This is a genomic window from Pseudomonas sp. VI4.1, from assembly GCF_002029345.1.
Taxonomy (GTDB): Bacteria; Pseudomonadota; Gammaproteobacteria; order Pseudomonadales; family Pseudomonadaceae; genus Aquipseudomonas.
Genome location: NZ_MULM01000076.1, coordinates 1 through 17,318 on the forward strand (window position 1 = coordinate 1; position 17,318 = coordinate 17,318).

Here is a 17,318-nt window from a genome sequence, read left to right on the forward strand (position 1 = left end):
CAAGCCGAACTCGGGACAGGTCGTCTTGCCGAAGGGCACGGCGCCAGCTTGCTCGTAACGGCTGATCAGGGTGCTGGTCCGGGCCGCTGGCGGGGCGTCCTTGAACAGCCGGCAACCATTGCTGGTCGAGGTGCCTTCCAGGTAGGTATTGAGGTCTTTGATCAACACCGGCACGCCGGCCAGCCCCCCCTTGGGCTTGAGTACCGGCGGCACGGCGCTGGGCTAACAGTGTGCGGGCATAGGCCTCGTGCAGCATGTTCACGGCCTTGACCCTGGGATTCACCGCCTGGCAGCGAAGCCAGCGCCGCCGCCAGCAGGTCTTCGGGCTGCAGCTCGCCGCTGCGAATGGCCTGACCCATGGCCCAGGCGTCCAGCCCCTGGTAGTCACTGGCCGATAGACCCGCCGCACGGGCATCGGCAAAACGTCCCAGCAAGCCGATCCCCGCGACCAGGGCGCCGCCTTGAGCACACTGCGCCGCGGCCAGCCGGCCGGCGGCTCGTTGGTCAAGGTGGTTGTCGAGGCAGTCATCGGTTGGTGTTCGTTGGTTTTCATAGCGATTGTCGCGCCCTGTCGATTATTGTTATGCGGTCACGTTGGCCAGCATGGCCGCCAGAAAGTGTTCGCCATACGGCGGCAAGAGCCCCCACTCGCGACGCGGGTCATGCTCCGGCGCCTTGAACACCGTGCGCTGGTGGCTGAACTCGAGAAATCCTTCGTGACCATGGTAATGGCCCATGCCCGAGGCGCCGACTCCGCCAAACGGCGCATCGTGCATCGCCGCGTGCATCATCACATCGTTGACGGTCACCCCGCCGGACACGGTGCGCTCCAGCACATAGCGCTGCTGCTCGGGGTCTTTGCCGAAGTAATACAGCGCCAGCGGGCGGGGACGACCATTGATGTCGTCAATGACCTGATCGAGGTGTTCATAGGTGAGCACGACCATGGCGGGACCGAAAATTTCTTCAACCATGATCACGCTGTCCGGCGCCGGGTCGACCACCACGCGCAGGGGCCGGCGCCGGTCCTCGGCATTCGGCGCCAGGGGTTCGGGCAGGCACTCGACACGTGCGCCGCGGGCTTGGGCGTCCAGCACGTAACCTTCGACCCGGTCCAGGTGCCGCTGGTTGACCACCGCCACCACGTCCGGGTTGCCGGCCACCGCAGGATTGAGTTCGCTGTAAGTGGCGCGCAGGGCTTCAAGGAAGGGTTCCAGCAGCGCCTTGGGCACGTACACCAGATCCGGACTGATGCAGATTTGCCCGCCATTGCAGGCTTTCCCTACGGCGATGCTGAAGGCGGCTTTTTTCAGGTCGGCGCTGGCGGAGACGATGACCGGCGACTTGCCGCCCAGCTCCAGCGTCACCGGCACCAGGTTCAGTGCGGCGTTGCGCATGACCAGCCGCCCCGTCGCGGTACTGCCGGTGTACACCAGGTGGTCAAACGGTTGGGCGCTGAAGGCTTCGGCCAGCTCCACGTCGCCGGTGACGACGCCGATCTCCAGCGGGTCGAGGTGTTCCGCGAACAGCTGCGCCACCAACTCGGCCGTCCGTGGAACCACGTCCGACGGCTTGAGGATGGCCCGGTTGCCCGCGGCCAGCACCGAGGCCAAGGGGCTGAACAGGGTAAACAAAGGCGCGTTCCAGGTACCGAGAATGCCCACCGTGCCCTTGGGCTGGTGCATCACCCACGCCTTGGCGCCGAGCTGATCGTAGGGCGCAAAAGGCGCACGTGGATCATCCTGCATCCAGTCCTGCAGATGGTCGCGCGCATATTTGAGCGAGGCCAGGGCGCCCAGCACGTCATTCATCAACGAGAAACCGGCAGGCCGACCGCCGAAATCCAGGTCGATCGCCTCGGTCAACACGCCATGGTGGCGCACCAACAGATCGATGACTTGCTGGAGTCGGCGTCGGCGGGTGTCGGCGCTCACCGCACCGGCGCTGGCGAATGCGCTTTTTTGCCGGGATAACAGACTGGTGAGTCCTTGGACGGATGATATGACTGAACTCATTCGTGTCCCCTTGCTGGTACTGGCCCAATGGCCGGGAAGCGCCCGATGCGCTTGCCGCCACCCTAGCCGTACACCCCGCGCGACGCCTCGTCCGATCGGACGAGTAGCGAGCAAATCTGTTAGTCCGTTGAGACGATGTTGAACCCCGTGATGCGACCAATACTGGCCCTACGAAAATCCCACCCCATGAGGCCAGTCATGGCAATGCAAAACGTCAGTTTCGATCCCCAGGCTTTTCGTGCCGCACTCGGCACCTTTACCACCGGGGTCACCATCATCACCACCCAGACCGAAGACGGCTCACCCGTGGGTATCACGGCCAACAGTTTCAACTCGGTGTCGCTCAATCCGCCGATGGTGCTCTGGAGCCTGTCCAAGCAGGCCCGCAGCTTGCCAGTCTTCACCAGCGGCAAACACTGGAACGTCCACGTGTTGTCCACCGAACAGGAAGCACTGTCGGGACGTTTCGCCACCCAGGGCGAGGACAAGTTTTCTGAAATCAAGCTGGACCATGGCGTCAGCGGGGCGCCGCTGCTGCAAGACTGCACGGCACGTTTTCAATGCCGCACCGCCTTCCAGTATGAAGGCGGCGACCACGTGATTTTTGTCGGTGAAGTCCTCGCCTTCGATCACAGCGACCGCGCGCCGCTGGCGTTCCAGAGTGGCCAATATGCATTGGCGACCCGCAAGCCACGCAGCGAACTGCGCCTGGCCACCACGCCGCCGCCCCCCGAATGCAGTTACACCGAGGACCTGCTCGGTTACCTGTTGGGGCGCGGACACTACCAGGTCCTCAATGCCCTGCGGCAGATGCTGAGTAATCAGCACCTGGACGAACAGGCGTTTTTTATCCTGTCGATCTTGTGCATCCGCGACAACCTGAACCTCGAGGAAATCAATACCTTCGTCAACTACACCGGGCGTGAAGTCACGCTGGCCAGCATGCGTTTTCTCGAAAACCAGCGCCTGGTGGCGTTCGAGGGCTCGGCAGAGTCACTGCGTTTCGTCCTCACCGCCCAGGGCCGCGAGGTTTCGTTGCATCAGTTGGCGCTGGCCAAGGCAGTGGAAGAGGACCTCTCGGCCAAGCTCGGCGCCGCCGATGCACAAGCCTTGAAGGTATTGCTCAAGCGCCTGATTGTCGTGAGTGATCCCGGCTTGCCGGATCTCTGGGCACCGCGATGAACGTGGCCTCGGGCATGCTGCCCCCGGCCAGGGTTGGTTGGGGGGAGCCACGGTTTGCTGATGCTGCTGGCCATGGTGTTTGCCGACAACTTCGTCGGACGACAGATACTCGCGGTGATGATCGAACCGATCAAAGCCGAATTCGGGGTCAGCGATACCGCCATCGGGTTGATCTCCGGCCTGGCGTTCGCGGCGGTGTACGCCCTCCTCGGCCTCCCGGCGGGAAGGCTGGTGGACCGCATGCCGCGCACCCGCCTGCTGGCCATGTCGTGCCTGCTCTGGGCCGTGGCGACAATGGCCTGCGGACTGGCCGGCAGCTTCCTTGCGCTGGCCGTCGCGCGCATGCTGGTGGCGGTCAGTGAATCGCCGACGACCTCGGCCTCGCTGTCGTTGATCGCGGACCTGTATCCCCCGCAACGACGCTCGTTCGCAATCAGTTGTTTTACTGCGGCACCGACGTTTTCCTCGATCATCGGCTTGAGTCTCGGGGCCTGGGTGGTGGAACACTATGGCTGGCGCAGCGGGTTTATCGCCATTGGAATGCCCGCCCTGGTGTCTTGCGCGGTCCTGACCTTTTTCGTGCGCGTGCCGCAGCGTGGCCGTTGGGACCTCGCGCCCCACGCCCACTCGCCCTCGCCACTGCTCGGCATGGGTGCCGAAGCCCGCAAACTGTGGGCGTTGCCGGCCTACCGGTGCCTGATCCTCGCGGGCGGCCTGGTCACGCTCAGCTCCTACGCCATCGGCATGTGGAACACCAGTTTCCTGGTGCGCTCCCACGGCCTGTCACTGCAACACGCCGGGCTGCTGGTCGGGGTGATCTGCGGTATCTCGGCCGGGATCGGTGGCCTCTTCAGTGGCTGGTTGAGTGACCGCCTGTGCCGCCGCCACCCCCACTGGCAGATTTCCATTCCCGTGTTGGGCCATGTGGCGGCCCTCGCCGCGCTGACCCCTTATCTGCTCTGGTCCGATGCCCTGCTGGTGCGCTTGGGCGATGTACCTGTTCCAACCGCCATGCTCTGGGCCGCGCTCTATTCCTTCTTTGCCGTCTGGTGGATCGCCCCGTCCTACAATCTCGTCACCCAACTGGTGCCGGCCAATCGGCGCGGCACCGCCATGGCCCTGCAGACCATCGTCAGTACCCTGCTCGGGGTCGGCATCGGGCCACTGATCACCGGGTTGTTCAGCGACATGCTGTTGCCGCTGTTTGGCCAGGAATCGTTGCGTTATGCACTGATGCTGGTGAGCCTGCCGGTGATTGGCGCTGTGCTGTTGCTGGTACGCACCGCGCACCATGCGTCCAGGACGGCCTATCGTCACGCCGCGACCGCCTAGTAGCCCCTGCGAGGACACGAAGTCGACCGTGCAATCGAGACTCCATTAGGCACGAATCATGCGTACCTCAATCGCCATGAGTCGGTCATGACTACGCGGATGACACTTTTGAAGTGAGCCGTTCCAGTCGATGCCCCGATAATCAAAAGCCTACTAATGGAATGTCGAGGGTTCAGCATGACAAGCGCAGCTCAGGTCAGCCCGCAAACGCTGAGAAAAGTCATTGTCGCTGCCGCCATCGGCAATTTCGTCGAGTGGTTCGACTTCGCCGTCTACGGTTTTCTGGCGACCACCATCGCCCAGCAATTTTTCCCCAGCGGCGATGCCAGCGTCGCCTTGCTCAAAACCTTCGCGGTGTTCGCCGTGGCCTTTGCCTTCCGGCCCCTGGGCGGGATTTTCTTCGGCATGCTCGGTGACCGGATTGGCCGCAAGCGCACCCTGGCCATGACCATCCTGCTGATGGCGGGTGCGACGACCTTGATCGGGTTGTTGCCCGCTTATGCCGCTATCGGGGTCATGGCGCCGATTCTGCTGACCGTCATCCGTTGCGCCCAGGGCTTTTCCGCCGGGGGCGAATACGCTGGTGCGTGTGCCTACCTGATGGAGCATGCACCCAACGATAAAAGGGCCTGGTATGGCAGCTTCATTCCGGTTTCGACCTTTTCCGCCTTCGCCGCGGCCGCCGTGGTGGCCTACGCGCTCGAGGCGTCATTATCGGCCGAAGCGATGGGCAGCTGGGGCTGGCGCCTGCCGTTTCTGATTGCCGCGCCGCTCGGGCTGGTAGGTCTTTACCTGCGCTGGAAGCTGGATGAAACCCCGGCTTTCCAGGCGGTGACCGAGGAGCATGCGGTGGCGCATTCCCCGCTCAAGGAGACCTTGCGCAACCATGGCGCCGCGATCTGCTGCCTGGGTGCCTTCGTGTCGCTGACGGCACTGTCGTTCTATATGTTCACCACCTACTTTGCGACCTACCTGCAAGTCGCGGGCGGGCTGAGTCGCGCCACGGCGTTGCTGGTGTCGCTGATCGCCTTGATCTTCGCCGCGGCGATCTGCCCGCTGGCCGGGCTGTATTCGGACCGGGTCGGGCGGCGGGTCACGGTGATGAGCGCTTGCGCGCTGTTGATCGTGGCGGTGTACCCCTCGTTCCTGATGGCCAGTTCCGGCTCGTTCGCCGCCTCCATCGTCGGCGTCATGCTGTTGGCGATCGGCGCGGTGTTGTGTGGCGTGGTCACCGCGGCCCTGCTCTCGGAAACCTTCCCCACCCGTACTCGCTATACCGCGTCGGCGATCACCTACAACATGGCCTACACCCTGTTCGGCGGTACCGCGCCGCTGGTGGCGACGTGGCTGATCAGCACCACCGGCAGCAACCTGTCGCCGGCGTTTTATCTGATGGCAGTCGCGTTGCTCGCGCTGGCCGGTGGTTTGGCGTTGCCGGAGACTTCACGGATTTCCCTGCATGACGTGCCGCCTGATCGTCGCGCCTCGAAGTCTCTGGCCGCTGGGCTACGCTGAAGACACAGCCGGAGAACCCACCATGTGCGGACGCTATCCCAGTATCGGGGCATTCACGATTTCGTCGCGGCGCTCGCCATTCCCAACGCCCTGATCAACTACGCCGGCGACCAGCCGTTGGCGCGCTATAACGCCGCGCCGACCACGCAGCTCGCGCTGTTTCATCAGGAAGGCCAGTTTTTACGCGCCGACCTGGTGCGCTGGGGCTGGCGCCCGCACTGGGCCAAGGTCCGCGCCCGCGCCGATCAACAGCCCGGGTCGAGAAAGTCGCCCATGGTCCGTTCTTCAAAGCGATCTGGCCGCGCCGGGCGATCATCGCCATCGACAACTGGTTTGAATGGGTCGACGAAGGCGGACCGAAGAAGCAGCCCTACCTGATCCGTCACCGAGACCGAGCGCCGATCCTCTGCGCGCGCTCGGCCAGTACCCCAGCGCCGAGCACGGGCCGGGCGAACACGACGGCTTCGTCATCATCACCGCCGACAGCGCCGGCGGCATGGTGGACATCCATGACCGGCGGCCAGTGACCTTATCGCCGCAATTGGCCCGGGAATGGCTGGAGCCCGCCACTCCCACGGAACGCGCCGAGCAAATGGCGCTGTTTCAGGGCGAGCCGACCGCGGCCTTCGAGTGGTTCAAGGTCGACCGCGCCGATCGCAACGTGCGCAACCAGAGCGCCCAGGTGATCGAACCTGCGGCCGGAATCGAGGGGTGAGGCCTGCACACGAGCCACCCCTCAAAAGCACCTGCTCAAGCCTGCATGCCGGAACAATCCCCGCTGCTTACTCGCCGTAGATATCGAAGTCGAAATACTTCTGGCGAATGGTGTCGTAGGTGCCGTTGGCCCGAATGGTCGCCAGCGCCTGGTTGAACCGCCCTGCCAGCGGATCGTTCTTTCGCACGGCAATGCCGATGCCGGTACCGAAGAACTGCTCTTCGGTGAAATTCGGGCCGACAAACTCGAAGTCTTGCCCTTCCGGCCGCTTCAACAGGCTTTCATCGATCACCACCGAACTGGCCATGGTCGCATCGAGTCGTCCGCCGAGCAGGTCGAGGAAGATTTCATTCTGCGAGCCGTAGCGCACCACTTCGGCACCAGCCGGGGCAAATTTTTCGGTGACGTAGCGATCGAAGTTGGTCGCGCGCTGCACCCCGATCCGCTTGCCTTTGAGCTGGGCCGGAATCTCGCTGATGCCGCTGCCCTTCTTGAACACCAGGCGCGCCGGGATACGGTAGTAGCGATTGCTGAAGTCGACCGATTTCAGCCGTTCAGGGGTCATGGACATCGACGAAATCACCGCGTCGACTTTCTTCACCTTGAGCGCGGGAATCAGCCCGTCGAACTCCTGTTCCTGCCACACGCACTGGACTTTCATCTCGGCGCACAGTGCCTGGCCGATGTCGTAGTCGAAGCCGACGATGGTGTTATCCGGGGTTTTCGAAGCGAACGGCGGGTAAGCCGCTTCGATGCCCAGGCGCAGCGGTTGCTCCGCCGCGTGCAGGTGGGCGCCGAACGCCAGAAGCGAGATCAGGCCAACCTTCAATAGCGTGTTTTTTACGTTCATTCATGGCTCCAGGTGCGATGTTGTTTATGTCGGGCGCTCCGCAAAGGAAGGCGACCGTTATGGCAGCGGCAATGTGAACAGGGAGATGACGGCTCTGTCGGCCGTCTGCTCCGTCGTAGCGCCAGGCATCCACCCGGCGCTACGGGGACCTCAGACGGCAGCGGTGACGATCAACTCCAACAGGATCTGCGGATCATCGAACATCACTTGCGCGGTGGCCCGTGCCGGCGTCTGCCCGGCATCGACCCAGGCGCTCCAGGTTTCATTCATGCCGGCGAAATCGGCCGCCATGTCTTTCATCCAGATCTGCACGCTGAGCAGTCGGCTTTTGTCGCTGCCGGAGATTTCCAGCAGTTCGTCGAGCCGTTGCAGCACTTGGCGCGTCTGGCCACGGATGTCCTGGCTGCAGTCGGCGGCGACGATGCCGCTGAGCCAGGCCACGCCGTTATGCACGACGCTGCGGCTCAGGCGTGGATTGCTTTCGATGCGTTGAATAAGGCTCATACAGGCTCCTGGGTGAGAGGTGTCTCAGTGGATAATTGGGCAAGGGTGATGGGTTTGAGTGGCGATCGAATGCGGTAATACCCGACCTCGGCGGCCGGGACGTTGCGCTGTTCGGCAATGATTTCGGTGACGCTCAAGCCACACAGGCGCCCCTGGCAGGGCCCCATGCCGCAGCGACCGAACGCCTTGGCCTGATTGGGCCCCAGGCAACCGAGGGCGACGTGTTGGCGGATCGCGCCGGCGCTGACTTCTTCGCAGCGGCAGACCAATGACTTCGTCGGCGGGAATGCGGTTTTGCTGTTGCGGGCGGTATAACGCATCAATCAGTGGCCGCGCGGCGCGCTGGCGAACCAAGGCCTTTCGGAAAGGCGCGGCGAGTCCCTGCAGCTGTAGCGCGTCAATCTTGCCCGCGCTGGCAGCAATCGCCAGCCCGGCCAGGCGGCCTTCGAGCAGCGCCACCTGCGCGCCGCCGATGGCGCCACCGTCACCGGCGATGAAAATGCCCGGCAGACTGGTTTCACCCTGGCTGTCGCGACGCGCGATCCAGCACAGTTGCTGTTCGCTCCAGTCATGTTCGAGGCGCAGCGACCAGCTGATCTGGGTGTTGGGTACCACGCCTTGGTGCAGCAGAATCAGCGAGGCCGGCAGGGTCCGGCGCCGACCGCCACTGGCGAAACTCAGGGCGCTGGCCTGCGCCGTGCCTTCGATCTGCAGATCCCGGGCCTCGCGGAAATGCCTGACCCCGGCGCGTTTCAATTCGACCAGCAATTGCCCGCCCTTGAGCAGGTCACGCCAGCCGCGCAAGGCGCCCGGGACGTTGCGCCAGGCACGCCGCAGATCGCCCCGGCCACTGGTGTCCACGCGCTTCGATGGCGATGCGGCGCGCAAGTATTGCACCGCCAGCAGGTACAACAAGGGTCCGCAGCCGGCCAGCACCAGCGGCCCTTGCGGCACCAGCGCCGCGCTTTTGAGCAGGATCTGCCCGGCGCCGGCCGTCATCACGCCCGGCAAGGTCCAGCCCGGAATGGGCATGGGCCGTTCGAACGCACCGGTGGCGATCAATACATGACGCCCGTGCAGGATCTCGGCGCGGCCATCGATCAGGTAATGCACCTGCCGCTGTGGCGTCACTTGCCAGATGGCCGCGTTGGCCAGGTAGCGGGCCCCGCACTGGAGGAATTTCGCGACCAGCGCCGCACCCGCCCCATAGTCATCGCCCAATACGCGGCGGCTGCGCGCATCGGCCTGCCGGATATTGCGATAGATCTGCCCACCGGGGCTGCCCTGTTCATCCAGCACCGCCACCGACAGGCCGTGGCGCGTGGCCTCAAGCGCCGCGCTCAGGCCGGCGGGGCCGGCGCCGATCACGATCAGGTCGACTGTTGGCTTATTCATCGGCGCCCTCCTCGTCGTGGCCACTCTCCAGAAAATCCCGAGCCCCGCGCTGGCGCAGCACACGCATACCCGCACGAACCGGCAGCAGGCACGCCTGACAATTGGCCTGCCCGTCCACCTCGACCAGACACTCGAAGCACACGCCCATCATGCAAAAGGGCGCGCCGGGCCTGCCGCTGACTGCACTGTCGCGGGTATGAGTGACACCACTGAGCAGCAAGGCGGCGGCCAGGGAAATGCCTGCGGGCACCGCTAACGACGCGCCTTCGAATTCGATCTGCACGGTGTTTTCCGCCGGGCCCAACGCCCGGAACAAACTGTCAGCCGGCATGGCGCACCTCGGGTTTGCGCCTGAAGCGCTGCAGACTGAAATGCGCCACGGCCGGCTCGTCATAGTCACCGGCAATCCACGGCGCCAGGCGTCAAGGCATGGATCGCCGCCAGGGTCACGCCACTGTGGCAACTGACCACCACTGCCCCCGGGCAGGCCTGCGCAGCTTCGTAGATGGGCAAGCCGTCGGCGCTCAGCACCCGCAGCGCACCCCACGCCCGAACCAGACGGACCTGGCCCAACCGGGGAAAGCAATGCACCGCGCGCCGGGCGATGTCGGCCATCACGTCGCTGCTGGTACCGTCGTCGAAACCCGCCGACTCATGGGAATCGCCCAGTTGCACCGTGCCTTCGTCGGTCTGGCGCACGTAGGTGGTGGGGTAATGCAGAAAGGGTTTGAGACGCTCGGTCACCAGAATCTGCCCCCGATTGGGGCTCACCGGCACGTCCATGCCCAACTGCGCGCCCAGTTCGCGATTGCCGAGCCCGGCGGCCAGCACCAACTGCCCGGCGTACCAGCGCTGTTCACCGGTATCCAGTTCGAAGCCCGAGCCGTGCTGGCCAATGGCGCGGACCCGCTGGCCATTGAGGATCCTGACCCCGCGCACCTGGCAGGCGGCGTACAGCGCACGCAGCAATTTCAACGGATTGACCTGACCGTCCATGGGCGAGTAACAGCCGCCCACCACCGACGGTCCCACGCCCGGCAAACGAGCGCGCAGTTGCGCCGGATCCAGCAGTTCGAACGGATAATCACCGTGCATGGCGTCGCGCAACCAGCGCAGTCGACGGCTTTCCTCGGCCATCTCCTGCTCACTCAAACACAGCTGGAATCCGCCGGGCTGACGCAGATGGAGGTCAATGCCGCTGTCGGCCTGCAACGCGGCGGCGAACCGAGGCCAAAGCGCCACCGAATCCCGAGTCCATTGCGCATAGGGACTCATCCCGTAGCCCTTGCCCTGGACCCACAGCAGGCCGAAGTTGCCACGCGCCGCCCGATAGGCGTCATCGCCCTCGTCGAAGACGCTGACCTGGCGACCGAGCAGGGCCAGGCCATAGGCAATGGACAGCCCGACCAAACCACCCCCTACGATCATCACATCAGCTTTTTTGCATGATTGCACTGCCGCTCTTTCAACGCCGCGAAATCACCTGCAGCGCAGGCATTACGCCTGAATGATCTTGATGCAGAAGATCCTAGAGCGCTGTCAGCGACTTGAAAAATGCTTTATTTTGCCAAGGTCATGTCTTTTTGTTATGGATATTAGCCAAGGATACCCGCCATGAATCTTCGTCAGCTGGAGGCCTTTCGCGCGGTCATCCTCGGCCAGACCGTCACCCGTGCCGCCGAGATGCTGCACATCTCGCAGCCAGCCGCGACGCGACTGATTGCCAGCCTCGAGGAGGACATCGGTTTCAGTTTGTTCGACCGGATCAAGGGGCGGCTGCAACCGACCGCCGAAGCCATGACGCTGTACCAGGAAGTCCAGCGCTCGTTGCTCGGGGTCGAACGCATTGCCCGCACGGCGCAGGACATCCGCAGCCTTAAACGCGGTTCACTGCACATCGCCAGCGCCCCGGCCATGGGGCTTTCATTCCTGCCGCGCGCCATCGCCGCGTTCATGGCCGAGCATGAGCACGTGCAGATTTCGCTGGTGGTGCATTCCTCGCGCGAGGTCGTGGACCTGGTGGTCGGCCAGCGCTGCGACCTGGGCATCATCGTCCTGCCCAATACCTACCCCAGCCCGCGCGCCGAAAAACTTCTGGCTACCCGCATGCTCTGCGCCCTGCCGGCCAACCATCGCTTGCAGGGCAAGGCCACGATCCATCCCGAGGACCTGCAAGGCGAGGCGTTCATTTCCTACCCGCAATCCATCGGCTCGCGCCAACACATTGACTCGATATTTGCCGCGTACGGGGTCGAGCGCGAACTGCGCCTGGAAACCCAACTGTCGCTGCCCATGTGCACTTTTGTCGAACAAGGGCTGGGGGTCGCGCTGGTCGACGCCATCAGCGCGGTCGAATACCGCGGCAATGGCGTGGTGTTCAGGGCGTTCGAAGCCGGCGATCGAAATGGATTTCAGCCTGCTGTTGCCGGTGCAGGGGCCGACGTCGAAATTGCAGACGCGCTTTTTCGAACACATGCAGCACTTCATCGCCCATCAGGTCCCAGCCGAGTATCGGTTCTGAAAAGCACCGGCCAAACACAAAATCCGTGCCCAGCGCACACCCCATGCAGGAGCCGGCTTGCCAGCGAAGGCGGCCTCAAGCCTTGCATCGACCATGCAGACGCCTTCGCCAGCAAGCCGGCTCCTACAAGGGATTAGCGCCGACCACAATCAATCTATACGCAGGTGATCCCTGTAGGAGCTGGCTTGCCAGCGAAGGCGGCCTCAAGCCTTGCATCGACCCTGCAGACGCCTTCGCCAGCAAGCCGGCTCCTACAGGGGATTAGCGCCGACCACAATCAATCTATACGCAGGTGATCCCTGTAGGAGCTGGCTTGCCAGCGAAGGCGGCCTGACAGTCAGCACTTCCGTTTGATCCTCCCCCCCAAAACCACCCGCCTTGTAACGCAAACCCACCATTCGTCGCCTATGCTATGGGCAGCGTCAATTACCCAACCCTCTCTGGCTCAAGGATTGCAAAGGCCGGTCGTAGCAGCTCCAGATCGACGTAATTCTGACGCGGCAGCACTCAAATCAATGTTCAAGGACTCCAGCGATACGCTTGGTCAGTCACCCGGGGGATGTAACATGTCAACTCTCAATGAAATCGCCGCGAATCACGCAAGAATGGCTAAAATACTGGCTGGAGAGTCGACCGAAGTGTGCGAGCGACAGCCCCAGGTGGTGGGAAGTTTTGAAGTCTCATCCATCGATGAACAGCAACACATCCCCCTGCACCTCATCGCTGGCGCGCAGGACAAAAATCTCGGACAAGCCACCGGCTTCTGACTTCGCTCGATCGGTGTCGGAAACGTGATGGCCTGATGTTCGCCAGCCAGACCGACACCGACACCCTGGCTGTCAACCAGCACTTACTGGCCTAAACTCAACGGACTACCAGCCCGCCAACGTGAGGTGGGCAAGGCATTGCCATGTCCGAAACCCGAGAAGTGCAGCGCTTCGCCGCCAACCCTGTCGGTCGCGACCTCGCCGTGGGTGACATTCACGGCCACTTCGCACGGTTGCAGATTGCACTGGAAGCGGCCGCATTCAACCCTACCATCGACCGCCTGTTCAGCGTGGGCGATCTGGTCGACCGCGGGCCGCAAACACTGGACGTCGATCAATGGCTGCTGCGCAAACCCTGGTTCCATGCAGCGCGGGGCAACCACGAGCAGATGACCATCGATTCCCACGCCGCCGGCCGCGCCAGCGCCGAACGCAGCCTGCACTTTGCCAATGGTGGCGCCTGGTTCTACAGCCTGTCGGGCGTCGAGCAAGCCTATTACGCGGCCATCCTCGCCGACTTGCCGTTGGTGATGGAGGTCGAGACCACGCAAGGCCTGATCGGCATCGTGCACGCGGATATTCCACGGGGCAGCTGGCAAGCCATGACTGAAGCGCTCTCGGCCTCAGCGATCGAGGCCGAACAGATCGCCACGACCCTGCAGTGGTCACGCCGACGCATCACCGACAGCGACCCCGGCGGCGTGTCGGGTGCGCGCGCGGTGGTGGTGGGGCATACACCCCTGCCCGAGCCGATCATCCTGGGCAATGTCTACCACATCGACACCGGCGGCTGGCTGCCGGAACGCGGTCACTTCACCCTGCTGAACCTGCAAACGCTCGAATTCATCCCCGCGACACGGCCAGGCCTCAGCCGGCACTGGTAACTAGACGGGCAAGTAATGGCAAATGCCTGCGGCACCCATCCGTTGGGCACCGCCCTGCACCCTTCCAACCCGCAAAGAAGCCCTACTTCGTGACATATTGCGAGCCGTTTGGATTATCAAGCTTCGCCTGCAACAACCCCCACTCGCGCAGAACGATCGAGTAAGGCACAAAGATACTCATCCTCTCGGCGGTATTGACCCCGGGGTGCGCGCTCACATCGTTCAATGTAGTGGAATAGAAACCGATATTGATGCCGACCACACTGCCGTCGCTGGCAACGACCGGCCCACCCGACATGCCCTTGATCAACGGGGCATCATGGATACCGTACAGATCGCCGCTGTGTTCATCGGTATTGATGAAAGGCGTTGGATACACTTTGCCCTTGCCGGTGGTGGTAATCAGATACGGGCTGCCGCCCACGGCGGTGATGCGCTCGCCCACACGCGGCGCGCGCCAGGACGGGAAGCGGCCATTAGCCTTGTGCAGGAAGAACACCAGGTCGCAACCTGTGCTGCAGCTGTACTTCACGTTGGGGATCAACGGTGTATGGCGGGCGGTGACGGCGTAGTCCTCGTTCCATTGCACCGCTGAAGCCATATACACATACGCCAGAGGAAAGCCGGAGAAAACCAGAAAGTATGAATCGTTGATAGGGCCCGAAAATTCGGGTTTAACGATGCCGTTGCATCCTGCAGTAAGAGCTCCCATTAGCAAGCACGCCATGATCTTGATCATGATGCATCACCGACTTTAAGGGGGAGGATATGACTGTTTTTTATTTGTCAGTTTTCTGCCGCTTTCTTGTTCACTGGCCCACAGCGCCGCTTAGCGATTGATTTGCCTGATCTAGATTCTATTTATGGCTGACACTTGAATCACGCGCTCAACTGTTTTGCACTAAGGCCAATCGCTTTTAGATGCAACCGGACAGCACAAATCTCTGACGTCAACAAGCTGTCGATAATGGGGAAGGAAATAGAGCGGCTATATGTTTAGTTCCGAACTTGCTTTATCCCCGCGCAAACGACAAACGCCGCTCGAATGAGCGGCGTTTTCGTTTCTGCTATTTAAAACAGGTTCAATAAAGAACGCTGGTTGCCCTCAACAACACTTCGGCCCGCTCTTGCTCCCGTAACGGGCTTCCTGACGTTCGCGGAAAAATATTTCGTAGCTCATCACCGGTTTGTCCGGGTGTTTGCTCTGCATATGCTCCACGTAGTTGTCGTAGTCGGGCATGCCGACCATCAGGCGCGCGGCCTGACCGAGGTATTTACCCAGGCGACTCAGGTCATTGAACATGCTGCACTCCTCGATCAAGCATCCGGCAGGGCCTGGAACGGTGCTTCTTTATCCGTACGTTCCTTGGTGCCCCAGGCGGCAATGCCGACCTTGAGTGCAAAGAACAGGATGCTGAACACCACCAACAGGAACAGCGCCGTCAGCGTGGCGTTGGTGTAGGCGTTGTAGATCACGTGCTGCATCTGGTCGATGTTCTTGGCCGGTGCCAGCACCTGGCCGTTGGCCAGGGCATCGCTGTATTTCTTCGCCAGCGCGAGGAAACCGATCGCCGGGTTGGCGTCGAACAGCTTGATGAAACCGGCGGTGGTGGTGCAGATCAGTAGCCAGACCGCAGGCAGCATGGTGACCCAGACATAACGTTGACGCTTCATCTTGATCAGCACCACGGTCGCCAGCATCAGCGCGATCCCGGCCAGCATCTGGTTGGAGATACCGAACAGCGGCCACAAGGTGTTGATGCCGCCCAGCGGGTCGATCACCCCTTGGTACAGCAGATAACCCCACATGGCCACGCAACCGGCGGTGGCGATCAGGTTGGCGGTCCAGGACTCGGTGCGTTTCAGCGCCGGCACGAAGGAGCCGAGCAAATCCTGGAGCATGAAGCGTCCGGCACGGGTGCCGGCGTCGACCGCGGTGAGGATGAACAGCGCTTCGAACAGGATCGCAAAGTGGTACCAGAACGCCATGGTGTTTTCACCCGGCAGGACACTGTGCAGGATCTGCGCGATCCCGACCGCCAGGGTCGGCGCACCGCCGGCACGGGCCAGGATGGTGGTTTCACCGATGTCCTTGGCCACCGCTTGCAGCGCTTCCGGAGTAATCGCAAAACCCCAGCTGCTGACGGTCTGCGCCACAGTAACGGCATCGGAGCCAACGATCGCTGCCGGGCTGTTCATGGCGAAGTACACACCCGGCTCGATCACCGAAGCGGCCACCATCGCCATGATCGCCACAAAGGATTCCATCAGCATGCCGCCGTACCCGATGTAACGGGCATGGCCTTCGCTGGCCAGCAACTTGGGCGTGGTGCCCGAAGCGATCAGCGCATGGAAACCCGAGACCGCGCCGCAGGCAATGGTGATGAACAGGAACGGGAACAGACCGCCCTTCCACACCGGCCCGGTGCCGTCGATGAACTGGGTCAATGCCGGCATTTTCAGCTCAGGCATGGTGACCAGGATGCCGATCGCCAGGGCGACGATGGTGCCGATCTTGAGGAAGGTCGACAGGTAGTCACGCGGCGCCAGGATCAGCCACACCGGCAACACCGCCGCAACGAAACCGTAGCCGATCAACATCCAGGTGATCTGCACGCCGGTGAAGCTGAACGCCTTGGCCCAGACCGGATCGGCGGCAATCTGCCCACCGAGCCAGATCGAACCGAGCAGTAGCGCCACGCCGATCACCGAGATTTCACCGATGCGGCCCGGGCGGATGTAGCGCATGTAGATGCCCATGAACATCGCGATCGGGATGGTCGCCATCACCGTGAACATGCCCCACGGGCTTTCGGCCAGGGCCTTGACCACGATCAGCGCCAGCACCGCGAGGATGATGATCATGATCAGGAAGCAGCCGAACAAGGCGATGGTGCCGGGGATGCGGCCCATTTCTTCGCGGACCATGTCACCCAGGGAACGACCGTTGCGGCGGGTGGACAGGAACAGGACCATGAAGTCCTGGACCGCGCCAGCCAGCACCACCCCGGCAATCAGCCACAGCGTACCGGGCAGGTAGCCCATCTGTGCCGCCAGGACCGGTCCGACCAGAGGGCCCGCGCCGGCAATCGCCGCGAAGTGGTGACCGAATAGCACGTGTTTGTTGGTCGGCACGAAGTCCAGGCCGTCATTGTTGAGCACGGCGGGCGTAGCGCGATTGGGATCGAGCTGCATCACTTTATTGGCGATGAACAGGCTGTAGTAACGGTATGCGACGAGGTAGATAGCGACTGCAGCGACGACGATCCACAGGGCGTTGATGGCTTCGCCGCGGCGCAGGGCCACGACACTCAGCGCGAACGCTCCCAGGACAGCCACGGCAAACCAGGCGAGGTGTTTAGCCAGACGGGGCATAGCGTGTCTCCTGCCGACAGCCAGTGGACTGCGGCGGTAATTTTTATAATTGTGTCCGCTGAGCGGAGCTGGCCCAATATCCGCGCATGCCGTCCACAAATAAATCCGCGTTACTACGTACGCGTCCTCTACGTAGTTCTACGTAGACCGCCCCGATCTATCGGTTGAAACACTCCCCTGTAGGAGCTGGCTTGCCAGCGAAAGCGGTGTGTCAGTTGCCATTGATATTGAATGTGCCGCCGCCTTCGCTGGCAAGCCAGCTC

The 17,318-nt window shown here is 62.6% G+C and carries 13 protein-coding genes and 5 pseudogenes; 7 read left to right on the top strand and 11 right to left on the bottom strand.

All coding sequences use genetic code 11. The features are described 5' to 3' along the window. Both BZ163_RS02585 and BZ163_RS02590 read right to left on the bottom strand, forming a co-directional pair. Positions 1-529 (bottom strand): annotated as a pseudogene (locus BZ163_RS02585) (amidase family protein); the annotation flags it as partial. Positions 530-581: 52 nt separating this feature from the next. Next, a complete protein-coding gene (locus BZ163_RS02590) occupies positions 582-2,015 on the bottom strand; it encodes a coniferyl aldehyde dehydrogenase (RefSeq protein WP_128869668.1) in 1,434 nt (477 codons plus the stop codon). A gap of 198 nt (positions 2,016-2,213) precedes the next feature. Between BZ163_RS02590 and BZ163_RS02595 the strand changes: the two genes are divergently transcribed. The 4 genes and pseudogenes from BZ163_RS02595 to BZ163_RS02610 all read left to right on the top strand — a co-directional run bounded on the left by BZ163_RS02595 (position 2,214) and on the right by BZ163_RS02610 (position 6,759). Continuing rightward, positions 2,214-3,197: a flavin reductase family protein gene (locus BZ163_RS02595; RefSeq protein ID WP_128869669.1), complete on the top strand. Its 984-nt coding sequence runs from the start codon at positions 2,214-2,216 to the stop codon at positions 3,195-3,197. Then, positions 3,194-4,529: pseudogene (locus tag BZ163_RS02600) on the top strand (spinster family MFS transporter). The gene BZ163_RS02595 and the pseudogene BZ163_RS02600 overlap by 4 nt, the downstream one beginning before the upstream one ends. A gap of 177 nt (positions 4,530-4,706) precedes the next feature. Next, complete coding sequence (locus BZ163_RS02605) at positions 4,707-6,044, top strand: MFS transporter (RefSeq protein ID WP_128869670.1); 1,338 nt, start codon at positions 4,707-4,709, stop codon at positions 6,042-6,044. Between the two features lie 22 nt (positions 6,045-6,066). Next, positions 6,067-6,759, top strand: a pseudogene (locus BZ163_RS02610) (SOS response-associated peptidase family protein). A gap of 67 nt (positions 6,760-6,826) precedes the next feature. Here the strand turns inward: BZ163_RS02610 and BZ163_RS02615 are convergent. From BZ163_RS02615 to BZ163_RS02635, 6 genes and pseudogenes are all read right to left on the bottom strand, one after another. Continuing rightward, positions 6,827-7,609, bottom strand: a complete 783-nt coding sequence (locus BZ163_RS02615) for an ABC transporter substrate-binding protein (protein ID WP_128869671.1) — start codon at positions 7,607-7,609, stop codon at positions 6,827-6,829. A 150-nt stretch (positions 7,610-7,759) separates the two neighbouring features. Beyond that, on the bottom strand, positions 7,760-8,113 hold the full coding sequence (locus BZ163_RS02620) for a RidA family protein (RefSeq protein WP_128869672.1): 354 nt from the start codon (positions 8,111-8,113) through the stop codon (positions 7,760-7,762). Next, positions 8,110-8,433, bottom strand: coding sequence for a (2Fe-2S)-binding protein (locus BZ163_RS35275; RefSeq protein WP_256578916.1), 324 nt, complete (start codon positions 8,431-8,433; stop codon positions 8,110-8,112). The genes BZ163_RS02620 and BZ163_RS35275 overlap by 4 nt, the downstream gene beginning before the upstream one ends. A gap of 754 nt (positions 8,434-9,187) precedes the next feature. Beyond that, a pseudogene (locus BZ163_RS35280) lies at positions 9,188-9,508 on the bottom strand (FAD-dependent oxidoreductase); the annotation flags it as partial. Continuing rightward, on the bottom strand, positions 9,501-9,839 hold the full coding sequence (locus tag BZ163_RS02630) for a (2Fe-2S)-binding protein (protein WP_128869673.1): 339 nt from the start codon (positions 9,837-9,839) through the stop codon (positions 9,501-9,503). The pseudogene BZ163_RS35280 and the gene BZ163_RS02630, both read right to left, overlap by 8 nt. After that, positions 9,829-10,936 (bottom strand): annotated as a pseudogene (locus BZ163_RS02635) (NAD(P)/FAD-dependent oxidoreductase). The gene BZ163_RS02630 and the pseudogene BZ163_RS02635 overlap by 11 nt, the downstream one beginning before the upstream one ends. Positions 10,937-11,122: 186 nt before the next feature. Here BZ163_RS02635 and BZ163_RS02640 point away from each other — a divergent pair. The 3 genes from BZ163_RS02640 (at position 11,123) to BZ163_RS02650 (ending at position 13,680) form a co-directional block, all read left to right on the top strand. Next, complete coding sequence (locus BZ163_RS02640; protein ID WP_256578915.1) at positions 11,123-12,166, top strand: LysR substrate-binding domain-containing protein; 1,044 nt, start codon at positions 11,123-11,125, stop codon at positions 12,164-12,166. Positions 12,167-12,595: 429 nt separating this feature from the next. After that, positions 12,596-12,796, top strand: a complete 201-nt coding sequence (locus BZ163_RS02645) for a hypothetical protein (RefSeq protein WP_128869674.1) — start codon at positions 12,596-12,598, stop codon at positions 12,794-12,796. A 143-nt stretch (positions 12,797-12,939) separates the two neighbouring features. Next, positions 12,940-13,680, top strand: a complete 741-nt coding sequence (locus tag BZ163_RS02650; RefSeq protein ID WP_128869675.1) for a metallophosphoesterase — start codon at positions 12,940-12,942, stop codon at positions 13,678-13,680. An 82-nt stretch (positions 13,681-13,762) separates the two neighbouring features. On the opposite strand, the gene BZ163_RS02655 is transcribed toward BZ163_RS02650, so the two are convergent. The 3 genes from BZ163_RS02655 to BZ163_RS02665 all read right to left on the bottom strand — a co-directional run bounded on the left by BZ163_RS02655 (position 13,763) and on the right by BZ163_RS02665 (position 17,055). Further along, positions 13,763-14,419 (bottom strand): serine protease, encoded by a 657-nt coding sequence (locus tag BZ163_RS02655; protein ID WP_128869676.1) that lies wholly within the window; start codon positions 14,417-14,419, stop codon positions 13,763-13,765. A gap of 366 nt (positions 14,420-14,785) precedes the next feature. Continuing rightward, complete coding sequence (locus tag BZ163_RS02660; protein ID WP_128869677.1) at positions 14,786-14,983, bottom strand: YbdD/YjiX family protein; 198 nt, start codon at positions 14,981-14,983, stop codon at positions 14,786-14,788. A 14-nt stretch (positions 14,984-14,997) separates the two neighbouring features. Continuing rightward, the gene (locus tag BZ163_RS02665) at positions 14,998-17,055 is read right to left on the bottom strand and encodes a carbon starvation CstA family protein (protein ID WP_128869678.1); all 2,058 of its coding nucleotides are present in this window, start codon (positions 17,053-17,055) and stop codon (positions 14,998-15,000) included. Positions 17,056-17,318: the final 263 nt, after the last annotated feature.

Bases quoted from the DNA above. Each gene is read 5' to 3' on its own strand.
- BZ163_RS02590 (WP_128869668.1), bottom strand. From the start codon at position 2,015: ATGAGTTCAGTCATATCATCCGTCCAAGGACTCACCAGTCTGTTATCC.
- BZ163_RS02595 (WP_128869669.1), top strand. From the start codon at position 2,214: ATGGCAATGCAAAACGTCAGTTTCGATCCCCAGGCTTTTCGTGCCGCA.
- BZ163_RS02605 (WP_128869670.1), top strand. From the start codon at position 4,707: ATGACAAGCGCAGCTCAGGTCAGCCCGCAAACGCTGAGAAAAGTCATT.
- BZ163_RS02615 (WP_128869671.1), bottom strand. From the start codon at position 7,609: ATGAACGTAAAAAACACGCTATTGAAGGTTGGCCTGATCTCGCTTCTG.
- BZ163_RS02620 (WP_128869672.1), bottom strand. From the start codon at position 8,113: ATGAGCCTTATTCAACGCATCGAAAGCAATCCACGCCTGAGCCGCAGC.
- BZ163_RS35275 (WP_256578916.1), bottom strand. From the start codon at position 8,433: ATGCGTTATACCGCCCGCAACAGCAAAACCGCATTCCCGCCGACGAAG.
- BZ163_RS02630 (WP_128869673.1), bottom strand. From the start codon at position 9,839: ATGCCGGCTGACAGTTTGTTCCGGGCGTTGGGCCCGGCGGAAAACACC.
- BZ163_RS02640 (WP_256578915.1), top strand. From the start codon at position 11,123: ATGAATCTTCGTCAGCTGGAGGCCTTTCGCGCGGTCATCCTCGGCCAG.
- BZ163_RS02645 (WP_128869674.1), top strand. From the start codon at position 12,596: ATGTCAACTCTCAATGAAATCGCCGCGAATCACGCAAGAATGGCTAAA.
- BZ163_RS02650 (WP_128869675.1), top strand. From the start codon at position 12,940: ATGTCCGAAACCCGAGAAGTGCAGCGCTTCGCCGCCAACCCTGTCGGT.
- BZ163_RS02655 (WP_128869676.1), bottom strand. From the start codon at position 14,419: ATGATCAAGATCATGGCGTGCTTGCTAATGGGAGCTCTTACTGCAGGA.
- BZ163_RS02660 (WP_128869677.1), bottom strand. From the start codon at position 14,983: ATGTTCAATGACCTGAGTCGCCTGGGTAAATACCTCGGTCAGGCCGCG.
- BZ163_RS02665 (WP_128869678.1), bottom strand. From the start codon at position 17,055: ATGCCCCGTCTGGCTAAACACCTCGCCTGGTTTGCCGTGGCTGTCCTG.